The organism is Clostridium oceanicum, from assembly GCF_039521385.1.
Lineage (GTDB): Bacteria > Bacillota > Clostridia > Clostridiales > Clostridiaceae > Clostridium_F > Clostridium_F oceanicum.
On the sequence record NZ_BAAACG010000001.1, the window covers coordinates 330,357 to 343,510 of the forward strand.

The window sequence follows — 13,154 nt, forward strand, 5'->3', positions numbered from 1 at the left end:
TAACATGTTTTTATCTAAAAAATATACTTATCTGATTATAAAATAATCTATTAGATGAAAAAAACATAGTTTCTTAAAACAAATTAGGAGGTACACTATGAAATCAAGTAAGAGTATTATTTCAAATGAGAAAAAGTATATAGCTAAAGCTCAGAAGCTACCATATTATCCAGTAGCCTTTAAAAAAGGAAAAGGAGCATTACTATATGATTATGAAGGCAGAGAATATATAGATTTTTTATCAAGTGCATCCTCAGCAAATATAGGTCATGGAAACAAAGAAATAGCACAGGTTGTAAAAAAACAAATGGAAAGTTTGGTTCAGTATGTTGTAGCTTACTTCTATTCTAGCCTTCCGGTTAAGTTAGCAGAAAAATTAGTAAGTATAGCACCAGGGGATAAGGATAAAAAAGTAATGTTTAGTACCACGGGGTCTGCGTCTATAGATGGAGCTATAAAACTTGCAAAAGCCTATACAAAAAGAAGTAAAATAATATCTTTTCATGGATCTTATCATGGAAGCACATATGGAGCTTTATCAATATCTGCAATAAATACAAATATGAGAAGAAATATAGGGCCGAATCTTCCAGAAGTATATCACTTTAGCTATCCAAATTGTTTAAGATGTAAGTATGGAAAAGATAAAAATAGTTGTGAAATGGAATGTTTAAAGGAAATAGAATACGCATTTGATAACTATTTACCACCAGATGATGTTGCTGCTGTATTTATAGAACCTATAGCTGGTGATTCAGGGCTTATTGTTCCTCCAAAGAAATATATAAAGGCTTTATATAACCTATGTAAAAAGTATGGAATACTTTTAGTTTCTGATGAAATTCAGCAAGGACTTGGAAGAACAGGTAAATGGTTTGCAATAGAACATTTTGATATAGAACCAGATTTGATAGTTATGGGAAAATCTATAGGAGCAGGACTTCCTTTAGGAGTTGTAATAGGGAAAACTGATATATTAAATAGCTTAGATGCTCCAGCACATGTGTTTTCCATGTCAGGAAATTCAACAGTTTGTGCAGCATCTTTAAAAATGCTTGAAATATTTGAAAGAGAAAATTTAAATGAAAGATCAGAAAAAATGGGAAAATACATTAAAAATAAACTTATAAAGCTTAAAGATAAATACGAAATAATAGGAGAGGTTCGAGGATTAGGTATGTCTATTGGAGTTGATATTGTAACAGATAGAATTTCTATGGACAAAAATCATGAAGCTGCTGCAAAAATATGCTATAGATCCATTGAAAAAGGTTTAGTACTAGTATTTATAGGAAAGTCAGTATTGAGGATACAACCACCTTTAGTAATAACAAAAGAAGAAGTGGACAAGGGCATTAATATAATAGAAGAGTCGATAAATGAATATCTAAAAGGTGAAATTGGAGATGAAGTATTTGATTTTGCTAAGGGATGGTAGCATTTAATCTTATATATTATTTATGTAACTTAATATAAAAACATTAAATTATATGAAATAAAATAAATTTTAAATAAACAATATTCTAAACTTCAGATAAAGATTTTATTGTATCTGAAGTTTAGAACTAGAAGTATAATAATAAAAATTTATAATAAAGGATGAACGTGATGAATAAGAATATTGATAAAGAAAAAGCCTTACATTTAATGAAATCAACTACAGATAAAAGAATGTTTGAAAGATATCAATCAATATATTTACTTCTTTCAAATATGAAAATAAACGAAGTAGCAAGTATAGTTGGTCGTAGTCCTCGTACAATAAAAAACTATAAAAAATCATATAGTATTTCTGGATTAGAAGGATTGACTATAGGTAAACCTACAGGACGTCCTAAACGTTTAACGGAAAAACAACTTAAACAATTAAGAAATTTAATTTTGACTAAATTACCAGCTGATGTTAATTTTCCAACTGAATTTAACTGGACAGCTAATACAGTTTGTAAGTGGATAAAAAATGAATATGGAGTAAAATATACTATACCTGGAGTTGCAAATATTTTAAAAAGATTAGGCTTAAGTCATACAAGAATATATACATTACCTAAAATTAATTTTAAAAAACAAGAAAATTTTAAATCAGCATTTAAAAATTAAAAAAGGCTTATAGATTAGAATGAAAATTATTCTCAAAAGTTATTGACAATCATAATCCATTAGTATAAAATAAAATTATTAACTGAGGTTAACATTTTTACATATTTAATTGATAGTTTTATATTAATTAAGATATAATGTTAAATATACATTAATGTTAAACTAAGGTTATGGAGTGATATTTATGAATAATAATGAATCAATGGAAATGTATCTTGAAACTATCTATATATTAGAAAGAGATTATAACCATGCACATGGTGTTGAAATAGCAAAAAGATTGGGAGTATCAAAGCCTAGTGTAACAAAGGCTATGAATCTTCTAAAAGAAAAAGGATTAATAAATAAAGAGCATTATGGAACTATAACTTTAACTAAAGAAGGTAGAGAAATATCAAAAAAAATATATAATAATCATAAGTTAATCTCTATGTTTTTACAAAAATCACTTAATTTAGATTTTGATGAGGCATCTGAAAATGCATGTAGAATTGAACATATAATAAGTGATAAAATGTTAAATGCTATTAAACAATATCTAGATTTACCTAAATGTCGATAATACATATATTAAAGCTAAAATAGAACAGGGGGAGTAGATATGGATCATATTATAAATAGTAATGCAGTTATAAATGGATATGATAAAGTAGATCAATACCAAGGAGAAGAAATTACTTTATCTAAAGCGGAGATTGATAAACAATATATAATTAAAGAAATTAAAACTGATGATGAAGAACTTAAAGATTTTTTATTCACATTAGGTTGCTATGAAGGAGAAGAAGTTACAGTTATTTCTGTTTTAGCAGAAAATTATGTTATCAATGTTAAAGATGCAAGATATAGTATTGATACAGAGTTAGCAGGAGCAATTGTTGTTTAATACTTAAATTAATCAAGGTTAACTTAATTATATTTATTTTAATCAAGATATTTTAGTTTCTATGATTTTTATTAATAATATAATAAATAATAGTATATCTTATGTTTTTTTATCCATAAAGTTAGCTTATGCTAATTTTATAGATTCATAAGTTTACTATACTACAAAAGTTAGTCTAAGCTAACTTAATTATATTTATTTTTTTAATTAAAGGAGTACTACAGACTAAAAGTTAGCTTAAGCTAATTTTAAATATATATTTTATAGAGAGTATGGAGGAAGTTGGAAATGAAGATAGCACTTACAGGTAATCCTAATAGTGGAAAAACCACATTGTTCAATGCTATTACAGGAAAGATAGAACGTGTTGGTAACTGGGCAGGAGTAACAATAGACAAAAAAGAGGGGGACGTTAAAAAGAGTCTTAATGACACAAACAAAAATATTACAGTTGTTGACCTTCCAGGTGCATATTCTATGTCGCCATTTACATCGGAAGAAAGTATAACAAGTGAATTTGTTAAAAATGAAAAACCAGATGTAATAATTAATATTGTTGATGCTACTAACTTAAGTAGAAGTTTATTCTTTACTACGCAACTTTTAGAATTAGGAATTCCATTAGTTGTAGCATTAAATAAAAGTGATTTAAATGAAAAAAAAGGAACAACTATTAATGTAAATGAACTATCTAAACAATTAGGTTGTCCTGTTGTACAAACTATTGCTACAAAAAGTAGTAATAATGGCTTGAATGAATTAATTTCTAGATCATCAGAAGTAAGTGGTAAATCACAAAGATCACCTTTTAAAGTTTCTAATGTAAACTTAAATGACAAAAATTCTGTAAAAGCTTCTGACAAAAAAAGATTTGAATTTGTTAATGGAATAGTAACTAAAGTAGAAAATAAAAAAATAAAAAGTAACAAACAAACTAAACAAGATGGTATTGATAGAATTTTAGCTCATAAATGGCTTGGAATTCCTATATTTGTACTTATCATGTGGGCAGTATTTTCAATATCACAAACATACTTAGGACCATTTTTAGCAGATACATTTGTTGGATGGATTGATTCATTTAATGAATTTGTAGGAAACTCATTAGGAAATGGAGTGTCACCATTACTTAAAGCATTATTATTAGATGGTATTATAGGTGGTGTTTCAGCAGTAGTTGGATTCCTTCCACTTATTATGGTATTATTCTTTTTACTTGCATTACTTGAAGATTGTGGTTACATGGCCCGTGTTGCTGTTATCATGGATAGATTCTTTAAAAAAGTTGGTTTATCAGGTAAATCAATCATACCAATGGTTATTGGTACAGGCTGCTCTATTCCAGGTATTATGGCAACAAGAACTATAAAAAATGAAAGACAAAGAAGAACAACTGCAATGCTTACACCTTTTATGCCATGTGGAGCTAAGCTTCCAGTTATAGCTTTATTTGCAGGAGTGTTTTTTAATGATGCATCTTGGGTAGGTACATCAATGTATTTCTTAGGTATTATAATTATTATATTAGCCGCTTTAGTTATAGTTAGAATAACAGGCGAGAAAAATAAAAGATCATTTTTTATAATGGAATTACCAGAATATAGATTCCCAAGTATAAAAAGAGCAACAATATCTATGTTCTCTAGAGCAAAGGCTTTTATTAAAAAGGCTGCAACTATAATTCTTCTTTGTAACGCAGCAGTACAAATTATGCAAACATTCAATTGGTCATTCCAAGTTGTTCCAGAAGGAGCCCAAGACACAAGTATTCTTGCAAGTATAGCATCACCTTTTTCAATAATATTAATACCACTTGGATTTGGTGTATGGCAACTTGCAGCAGCAGCTATAACTGGATTTATAGCTAAGGAGAATGTTGTTGGAACACTTGCTGTTGTATATTCAATTACTAACTTTATAGATCCTGAGGAACTTGCTCTTGTATCTGGAAAAGCTAATGTTGCAGATATAATGGGACTTACTTCAGTAGCAGCACTTGCATATTTAACATTTAACTTATTTACTCCTCCATGTTTTGCAGCTATTGGTGCAATGAATGCTGAAATGGAAAATAAGAAATGGTTATGGAGTGGTATTGCATTCCAATTTGGAATGGGATATACAATTGCATTCCTTGTATATCAAATAGGAACTTTAATAACAACAGGTTCTGTTGGAACAGGTTTTATACCAGGATTAATTGTAGTAGCTATATTAATTAGTATTGTTGTCTATCTTGTTAAAAAAGGTAATCAAAAAAGTCAAAGCAAAAGTGATTTAAAATTAAGTGCTTAGGAGTTGATATATATGTCAAACATAGTAGTACTAGTAATTATACTTACAATCATAGCAGCTTCAATTACTAAGATTGTAATTGAAAAGAAAAAAGGCGTTAAATGTATTGGTTGTCCTTGTAGCGGTTCAAAGGATAGCAAATGTAATTGTCACATATCAAAATAGATAAATAAAAATACTTATATAAGAGTATCTTAGGTTATTTATAACCTAAGATACTCTTTTTATTATCTAAGAAATTATAAATTTAAAATAAGTGATTTTAATAAATAAAAGCATTATGTAAAATCACTTAGGGAAGTTTATATTATTTTAGGATAAAAAAATATTTTTAATTATAGTAAGTTATTATTTTAAAATAGTATGAACTGCTAAAAAATAATATATTTTTTAACAAGATGAAATTAAACAAATAATAGTAATTATTTGCATAAATATACATATGAATAATTAAACGGAAAAAATATAAAAAAATATGTATTTTCAAAAATAAACATTTGATAATATTTCAATTATATATTATAATAATTGATAACATATTGTAGCTATTTTATAACAATTTATTAAAAGTACAGAGGGGCGGATGAGAAAATAAAAAAACAAAATTGTAAAATTGTTGCATAATAATATTAAATTGTATATAATTATGCAAAAGATAGTGAACCATAAAAATTTTAGGGGGCAAATAAAATGAAAAAAAATTTAAAAAGGATTATAGCGGTATCATTAGTAACTATTTCTATGTTTGCATTTAGTGCCTGTGGCAGTAAGAAAAAATCGTCTTTAGAAAATATAAAGGAAAAGAAAGAATTAGTACTTGGAACAAGCGCAGATTTTCCACCTTATGAATTTCATAAATCAGTAAATGGAAAAGATGAGATTTTAGGTGCTGATATTGAAATCGCAAAACAAGTTGCAAAGGATCTAGGGGTAAAACTTACAATCAAAGATATGAAATTCGATGGACTACTTGCATCTTTAGATCAAGGGAAAGTAGATATGGTTATTTCAGGTATGACACCAACAGAAGAAAGAAAGAAAAATGTGGATTTCTCAGATATTTATTATAAATCTGTTCAAACAATAGTTGTAAAAAAATCTGATAAAGATAAATTTAAAGGAATTAAAGATTTTGATGGTAAAAAAATAGGAGTTCAAAAAGGTTCAATTCAAGAAGGTATAGCAGAAAAACAACTTCCAAAGGCTAAACCAGTAGCACTTAGTAAAATATCTGATTTAGTGTTAGCTTTAAATAGTGGAAGAATTGATGGAGCAATAATTGAATTCCCTGTTGCCACTTCATATACAAATTCAAATAAAGATTTAGTTATATCTGACATAAAAGTTACAACAGAAGAAGCAGGATCTGCTGTAGCAATGAAAAAGGGTAGTGAAGATTTAGTTAAAGAAGTAAATAAAACACTAGACAAGCTTAAAAAAGATAAACTTATAGATAAATATATTACAGAGGCAAGTAAATTAGTAGAGCAATAAGTTTAAATTAAAAATAAAATATTTGTTAGGCATAACAGTTGCCTAACATTTGTTTTATAAAGCTATATTAGACAACAGTGTGATTACAAAAGTATAAGGGAGGAAATACAATTGGACTTTAGTTTTTTATCTAAGTATTACATGTTTTTCTTTGATGGAGTTAAAATAACAATAGTTTTAGCATTTTTTACAGTATTAATAGGATCTATATTAGGATTGTTACTTGCAATAATGAAACTATCTAAAAATAAGGTGTTAAATATCATATCAGCATCTTATATTGAATTTATAAGAGGTACTCCTACACTTGTGCAATTATATATTGTATATTATGGACTTCCTAATTTAGGCATTACTCTTCCAGATATTGCTGCAGGTATTATAGCTTTATCAGTAAATAGTTCCGCCTATATTGCTGAAATAATCCGTGCAGGTATACAATCAGTTCATAAAGGACAAATGGAAGCTGCAAGATCATTAGGTATGCCAAATTCAATGGGTATGAGATTTATTATTATACCTCAGTCAATAAAAAATATTTTACCGGCACTTGGTAATGAATTTATTGTAGTTGTTAAAGAATCATCTGTAGCTTCTATAATAGGTATTCATGAACTTATGTATAATGCAGATACGGTTAGAGGTAATATATTTAAGCCTTTTGAGCCATTAATAGTAGCAGCTATTATGTATTTTATATTAACATTCTTATTATCTAAATTAGTAGGTTCTCTTGAAAGGAGATTGAAAACAGGTGCTTAGAGTTAAAAATTTACACAAAAAGTTTGGTAAACTTGAAGTTTTAAAAGGAATAGATGCAGAAATTGAAAAAGGAGAAGTTGTTGTTGTTATTGGACCAAGTGGTTCTGGTAAAAGTACTTTTTTAAGATGCTTAAATCTACTTGAAACTCCAACAGATGGAGAAATAATTTTTGAAAATAAAAATATAACAGACAAAAAAATTGATATTAATAAAATAAGACAAGGAATGGGAATGGTTTTTCAACAGTTTAATTTATTCCCTAATTTATCTATATTAGATAACATTACTATAGCTCCAAGAAAAGTTAAAGGAATAGCTCAAGATGAAGCTAATAAAATAGCTCTTAATCTTTTAAAAAGAGTAGGCCTTGAGGATAAAGCTAATAGCTATCCATCTCAACTTTCAGGGGGGCAAAAGCAAAGAATTGCAATAGCAAGAGCCGTTGCCATGCAACCTAAAGTAATGTTATTTGATGAACCTACATCAGCCCTTGACCCAGAAATGGTAGGAGAAGTTCTAGAAGTTATGAAAAAATTAGCTTCAGAAGGGATGACTATGGTAGTGGTAACACATGAAATGGGATTTGCTAAAGAAGTTGGAGATAGAGTTATATTTATGGATGGTGGAGTAATCGTTGAAGAAAATTCTCCAAAGGAATTTTTCGATAATCCAAAGCATGAAAGAACAAAAGCATTTTTATCTAAAATACTATAATAATTGAAAGTTTCTTTTAAAAGTAAATGTGTATTTTAATATATCATTAATAATTTTAAAATATACTTAGATTAAGGGATTTAAATTACTTATGAAACTTAATACAAAATATATAATATGTAAAAGGCTAAGTAAGGGGGCATTTTTATATGAACAAAAACTTAAAATGGGCAATAATAGGAGCGGGAAATGGTGGACAATCAGTATCAGGTCATTTGGGGTTAATGGGATTTGATGTGAAAATCTATGATATATTTAAAGAGCCTATAGATATAATAAATAAGCAAGGTGGTATATTTTTAGAAGGAGCAGTTGAAGGATTTGGTAAAGTACATGCTACAAATAATTTAGATGAAGCAGTTAGCAATGCAGATATTGTAATGGTAATTGCACCAGCACTAGCACACAATGATATTGCTAAAGCATGTGCTCCATATTTAAAAGATGGGCAAGTTGTTGTACTTCATCCTGGAGCTACTTTTGGCGCATTAGCATTTAGAAAAGTTTTATTAGATGAAAATTGTACAGCAGATATAACAATTGCTGAAACTAGTACATTAATTTATGCATGTAGAGCAATAAAGATAGGTACAGCACGGATACTTGGAATAAAAGATAGATTACAAGTAGCTACATTACCGGCAGTTAGAACAAAAAAAGTAGTAGAACTTTTAAGATGTGCATATCCTCAAATTGAACCGCTCCCAAATGTAATGTTAACTAGTTTAGATAATACAAATCCAATTATTCATCCAGCAGCAACACTTCTTAACACTTCAATGATAGAATCTGGAAAAGAATGGCTTTTTTATTGGGACGGAATAACTAAGTCTGTTGGTGATTTAATAGAAGAATTGGACAATGAAAGATTAAATATAGCTAAAAAATTAGGATATGAAATGGATGCTATTAAAGATCAGTATAGAGTAGAATATCATGCTGAAGGAAAAAATATAAGTGAGATTTTTAGAAACACAAAAGCTTATGAAGGTGTATATGGTCAAAAATCTCTTGATACTAGATATATTACAGAAGATATTCCTATGGGATTAGTACCTTTTATATCTTTAGGTAAAAAGCTAGGATTAAAAGTAGAGAGAATGGAACTTATAGCTAAATTGTGTGAATTTATGCTTCATAAAGATTTAACAAGTAATGCCCGTTCACTTGAAAATCTTGGTCTTTCTAATATGACTATAGATGAAATAATGAAGCTTATAATTGAAGGGGAATAAATAAATTAATAGTCTATAAAAAATAGCTAATAAAAACAATTGTTTTTATTAGCTATTTTTTTATTAAAATTTATGTTTTACTATTAGTTTTAATAATACATTTAAGTAACATTATTAAAGTTATATTCTGTAAATTTACTATTTATAAGTTTAAAAACCCAATATTTAATAAAGTATTAGAATAAAATTTAAAGTATAGTTTAAAAATATTTTATATTTTTTATATTTTAAGTAATAGCACTTATATCAACAATGTAACAACCTTCTGTATCTTTCAAAAATGATTTATTATGTGGATTTAGTTGAAAATGAAAATCATTACCATTGACATTAAATATATAAATTGCTAAACTAAAAAAAATTGATGTATATACATCATTTAAAATTATTCAAACAAAATTTTATGGAATAATTTAAATTGGCTTTTAAATATAGTCAAAGACTTAGGAGGAGATTTATGCAATATATCAAATTAGAGAGAGCAAATATTGAAATATCCAAAATTGCTTTTGGAGCACAACGTTTTGAAAATGCTAAAAATCATGAAGAACATGTAGAAACTATTTTACATGCCTACAAGAAAGGTATTAATTTTTTTGATACAGCAGTGCTTTATTGTGAGGATCAATCTGAAATTATATTAGGAAAAGCTATTAAAGAAATGAAAAAAGGAGATTTACCCTTTTACATTTCTTCTAAATGCTTAGATGGTGATCATAATAATTTTAGGAAAAGATTAGAAACTAGTTTAAAAAGACTAAATTTAGATAGTCTAGATTTCTTTACATGCTTTTGGGGAGTTAAAAGCTTTTTAGATTGGGAAGGTGTAAAATCTTTTGGAGCACTTAAAGAAATGGAAAAAGCAAAAGAAGAAGGGCTAATAAAACATATATGTATAACTACACATATGAAAAATGAAGATTTGAAAAAGGTTGTAAAAGATTATCCTTTTGATATTAATATAGTTGGATATAATTTAATAAATTCAAAAGCAAGGATAGATGGTTTAAAAGCATCTTATGAAAGTGGAATAAGTAATATTAGCATGAATCCACTGGGTACAGGTATAATACCACAATTTAAAGAAGTTTTTGATGTAATTAAGATTAGAGAAAATCAAACACTTGTACAGGCTGCTTATGATTATCTTTTATCAAATCCATATATCCACTCAGTATTAGGAGGCTTTAGTAATAAAAAACATGTAGATGATGCTGTTTTTGCACTAGAAAATCATGTTCCTTATTCAAAAGAGGAAATTCAATTAATTGATAAAAAAGTAAGAAAGAAAATAAATACTATACCACTTGAAAAAAGATATGAAATAGCAATGGAATTATGCAAAAAAATGTACATATTAAGAGACGAAGTTGCAGAATTTATGAATGTATATCCTATGCGCATATGGTAGAAATATATTAAATTTATAATTATATCATTATAGAATTACTAATTTATTGTATAAAAATAAATATTAAGACGTGTAAAAAAGAGGTGAATAAATTATATGAATAAATTACCAAAGGATTATATAGAAAAAGTACATGCTGGTGTATTAGGAAAAGTTATAGGAGTATATTTAGGACATCCTGTAGAAGGAGCTTTGTATCAGGATATAATAAAGAAACATGGAGAAGTATGGTATTACCTTCAAGAAAAGGAAGAGGAAATTGTAGAACCAGATGATGATATTACAGGAACTTTTTTATTTCCAAGAGCTATAGAAGATTATGATTATAATGAAGATACTTTAGCACAAAATATAGGAAAAGTTTGGTTAAATGGACTTGTAGAACATGAATCAGCAGTAGCATGGTCCGGTAAAGGAGTATCTACAGAACACACAGCATATCTTAATTTGAAAAAAGGCATGATTCCACCACATACTGGTAGTATAGAAACTAATGGTTCTATAGTAGCTCAACAAGTGGGAGGACAAATCTTTATGGATTGTTGGGGATTATTATGCCCAGATGACCCAGCTTTAGCAGTTAAATTAGTATCAGAAGCTGTAAGTGTACATCATGATGGTGAGGCCATATATGGGGCTAGAATAATTGCAGCAATCATAGCTATGGCGTTTACTGAAAAGGATATGAAAAAAAATCTAGAAAGAGCTCTAAAATTTGTTCCAGAAGATAGCAATATTTATAAGATAAATAAAAAATTATTAGAGATTAGAGAAAAAACAGAAGACTTCCATGAAGCTTTTAAATATTTATATGAAAACCATAGTTATAATCATTACCCAGGCAAGTGCCCAACAGAGCCAAATCATGGAATAGTAATATTAGCATTACTTTATGGTGAAAACAAATTTTCTAAATCAATGATGATTGTAGATACTTGCGGATGGGATGCTGATGGGAATTCTGCAGTAGTTGGAACTATTTTAGGAGTATCAACAGGAGTAAAAGGAATTAATAAAGATGCAAACTATATTAAGCCAATGAAAGGATTAGTATATGTTCCTTATGCAGAAGGTGGAGAAGCAATTACAGATTGTACTAATTTAACCTATAGAATTGTTAATATGGCTAGAAAAATGAGAGGGATAAGTGAAGTTAATCCTAAGAATAATGCTAGATTTAATTTTAGCTTACCAGGATCTTTACACGGCTTTGAGTTAGCTAAAGGTAACTTATACTGCCCATATACAGAAATAATAGATACTACTTCTAAAGAAATAAATGACATCAAAGGATTAGAAATATGCTATAAAATGATGACTATATCAAGAAGTATAAGAGCGGAGGCCTTAACTCTTGAAGAATATGATAAAAGAGATTTACCTTATTATAAATTAACTGCCTCTCCAACTTTATATTCAGGACAAGTAATAAAAATGGGGTTGATTTCACCTAATAATGAAGTAGAAGCTAGATTATTTGTAAAGTTAAATGCTGATAAAGATGAATATATAACACTATATTCCTCATATAAAAAGATTGTTAAAGGAAATGATATAACAGAAATTACATACAAAATTCCAAATACTAAAGGAAGACCAATAGGTAAAGTAGGATTTGAAATAAAAGGTTCAAGAAAAGAAGAAACATTAGAAGGTAAGGTGATTATTAATTATATAGATTGGAAAAGTGAGCCTAATTCAATACTTATTCCTGAAGATAAAAAAATTTCATTAGAAAAATGGTGGAACTTTACTTGGATTGGAAATGTAAATATGACAGATAACTTAAGAAATTTTCTCCCTTATATTAGACTTTCTTTAACTGATGAAATAGCAGTATTAAGCCAAGGAACAAGAGATTGGGAAAATTATAAAGCATCTGCCGAAATAATGCCTCATAACTTTGTAAGTGGTGGTATAGGAATAAGGTGCAGAGGATTAAAAAGATATATTGCACTTTTACTTACTAATAAAAATACATTAAAGTTAGTTGCAAAATATGATGAAGAAGAAATTGTTATTGATGAAAAATCTTGTGATTTTGAATTCGATATAAAAAATATTGATTTTAACATTCAAATAATAGGGGATGAAATTAAAGGAGAAGCTTTAGGAATAGAAGTTAGTGGAATCAATCCTTATTCTAAAAAACTTAGTAGTGGTGCAGCTGCCATTATTGTGGAAGATGGAGCAATAAAAGTCAATAAATACAAAGTAACTCCAGCTAAATAATAGAAAATTGAAAACAAAGGAGAA

Annotated in this window: 12 protein-coding genes; all 12 read left to right on the forward strand. The window is 27.9% G+C overall.

The window, feature by feature from the left end; genetic code table 11:
- Positions 1-97: 97 nt before the first annotated feature.
- The 12 genes from ABDZ71_RS01530 (at position 98) to ABDZ71_RS01585 (ending at position 13,130) form a co-directional block, all read left to right on the forward strand.
- Complete coding sequence (locus tag ABDZ71_RS01530) at positions 98-1,438, forward strand: aminotransferase class III-fold pyridoxal phosphate-dependent enzyme (RefSeq protein WP_343758140.1); 1,341 nt, start codon at positions 98-100, stop codon at positions 1,436-1,438.
- A gap of 170 nt (positions 1,439-1,608) precedes the next feature.
- Entirely contained in the window at positions 1,609-2,100 is a 492-nt protein-coding gene (locus ABDZ71_RS01535; RefSeq protein ID WP_343758142.1) for a helix-turn-helix domain-containing protein, read from the forward strand.
- Positions 2,101-2,284: 184 nt separating this feature from the next.
- The gene (locus ABDZ71_RS01540; protein WP_343758144.1) at positions 2,285-2,662 is read left to right on the forward strand and encodes a metal-dependent transcriptional regulator; all 378 of its coding nucleotides are present in this window, start codon (positions 2,285-2,287) and stop codon (positions 2,660-2,662) included.
- 39 nt (positions 2,663-2,701) lie between these two features.
- Positions 2,702-2,986 carry a FeoA family protein gene (locus tag ABDZ71_RS01545; RefSeq protein ID WP_343758146.1) on the forward strand — a complete coding sequence of 95 codons (285 nt, stop codon included), beginning with the start codon at positions 2,702-2,704 and terminating at the stop codon, positions 2,984-2,986.
- Between the two features lie 288 nt (positions 2,987-3,274).
- A complete protein-coding gene (gene feoB, locus ABDZ71_RS01550) occupies positions 3,275-5,281 on the forward strand; it encodes a ferrous iron transporter B (RefSeq protein WP_343758148.1) in 2,007 nt (668 codons plus the stop codon).
- 12 nt (positions 5,282-5,293) lie between these two features.
- The gene (locus tag ABDZ71_RS01555; RefSeq protein ID WP_343758149.1) at positions 5,294-5,446 is read left to right on the forward strand and encodes a FeoB-associated Cys-rich membrane protein; all 153 of its coding nucleotides are present in this window, start codon (positions 5,294-5,296) and stop codon (positions 5,444-5,446) included.
- A 525-nt stretch (positions 5,447-5,971) separates the two neighbouring features.
- Complete coding sequence (locus tag ABDZ71_RS01560) at positions 5,972-6,775, forward strand: transporter substrate-binding domain-containing protein (protein ID WP_343758150.1); 804 nt, start codon at positions 5,972-5,974, stop codon at positions 6,773-6,775.
- A gap of 111 nt (positions 6,776-6,886) precedes the next feature.
- Positions 6,887-7,537: an amino acid ABC transporter permease gene (locus tag ABDZ71_RS01565; protein ID WP_343758155.1), complete on the forward strand. Its 651-nt coding sequence runs from the start codon at positions 6,887-6,889 to the stop codon at positions 7,535-7,537.
- A complete protein-coding gene (locus ABDZ71_RS01570; RefSeq protein ID WP_343758156.1) occupies positions 7,530-8,252 on the forward strand; it encodes an amino acid ABC transporter ATP-binding protein in 723 nt (240 codons plus the stop codon). Before ABDZ71_RS01565 ends, ABDZ71_RS01570 begins: the two co-directional genes overlap by 8 nt.
- A gap of 149 nt (positions 8,253-8,401) precedes the next feature.
- Positions 8,402-9,487 (forward strand): NAD/NADP-dependent octopine/nopaline dehydrogenase family protein, encoded by a 1,086-nt coding sequence (locus ABDZ71_RS01575; protein WP_343758159.1) that lies wholly within the window; start codon positions 8,402-8,404, stop codon positions 9,485-9,487.
- Positions 9,488-9,944: 457 nt separating this feature from the next.
- Positions 9,945-10,898, forward strand: a complete 954-nt coding sequence (locus ABDZ71_RS01580) for an aldo/keto reductase (RefSeq protein ID WP_343758161.1) — start codon at positions 9,945-9,947, stop codon at positions 10,896-10,898.
- Positions 10,899-10,994: 96 nt separating this feature from the next.
- Positions 10,995-13,130, forward strand: coding sequence for an ADP-ribosylglycohydrolase family protein (locus ABDZ71_RS01585; protein ID WP_343758163.1), 2,136 nt, complete (start codon positions 10,995-10,997; stop codon positions 13,128-13,130).
- The last annotated feature ends 24 nt before the right edge of the window (positions 13,131-13,154 follow it).

Coding starts and splice junctions, on each gene's coding strand:
- ABDZ71_RS01530 (WP_343758140.1), top strand. CDS start 98: ATGAAATCAAGTAAGAGTATTATTTCAAATGAGAAAAAGTATATAGCT.
- ABDZ71_RS01535 (WP_343758142.1), top strand. CDS start 1,609: ATGAATAAGAATATTGATAAAGAAAAAGCCTTACATTTAATGAAATCA.
- ABDZ71_RS01540 (WP_343758144.1), top strand. CDS start 2,285: ATGAATAATAATGAATCAATGGAAATGTATCTTGAAACTATCTATATA.
- ABDZ71_RS01545 (WP_343758146.1), top strand. CDS start 2,702: ATGGATCATATTATAAATAGTAATGCAGTTATAAATGGATATGATAAA.
- feoB (WP_343758148.1), top strand. CDS start 3,275: ATGAAGATAGCACTTACAGGTAATCCTAATAGTGGAAAAACCACATTG.
- ABDZ71_RS01555 (WP_343758149.1), top strand. CDS start 5,294: ATGTCAAACATAGTAGTACTAGTAATTATACTTACAATCATAGCAGCT.
- ABDZ71_RS01560 (WP_343758150.1), top strand. CDS start 5,972: ATGAAAAAAAATTTAAAAAGGATTATAGCGGTATCATTAGTAACTATT.
- ABDZ71_RS01575 (WP_343758159.1), top strand. CDS start 8,402: ATGAACAAAAACTTAAAATGGGCAATAATAGGAGCGGGAAATGGTGGA.
- ABDZ71_RS01580 (WP_343758161.1), top strand. CDS start 9,945: ATGCAATATATCAAATTAGAGAGAGCAAATATTGAAATATCCAAAATT.
- ABDZ71_RS01585 (WP_343758163.1), top strand. CDS start 10,995: ATGAATAAATTACCAAAGGATTATATAGAAAAAGTACATGCTGGTGTA.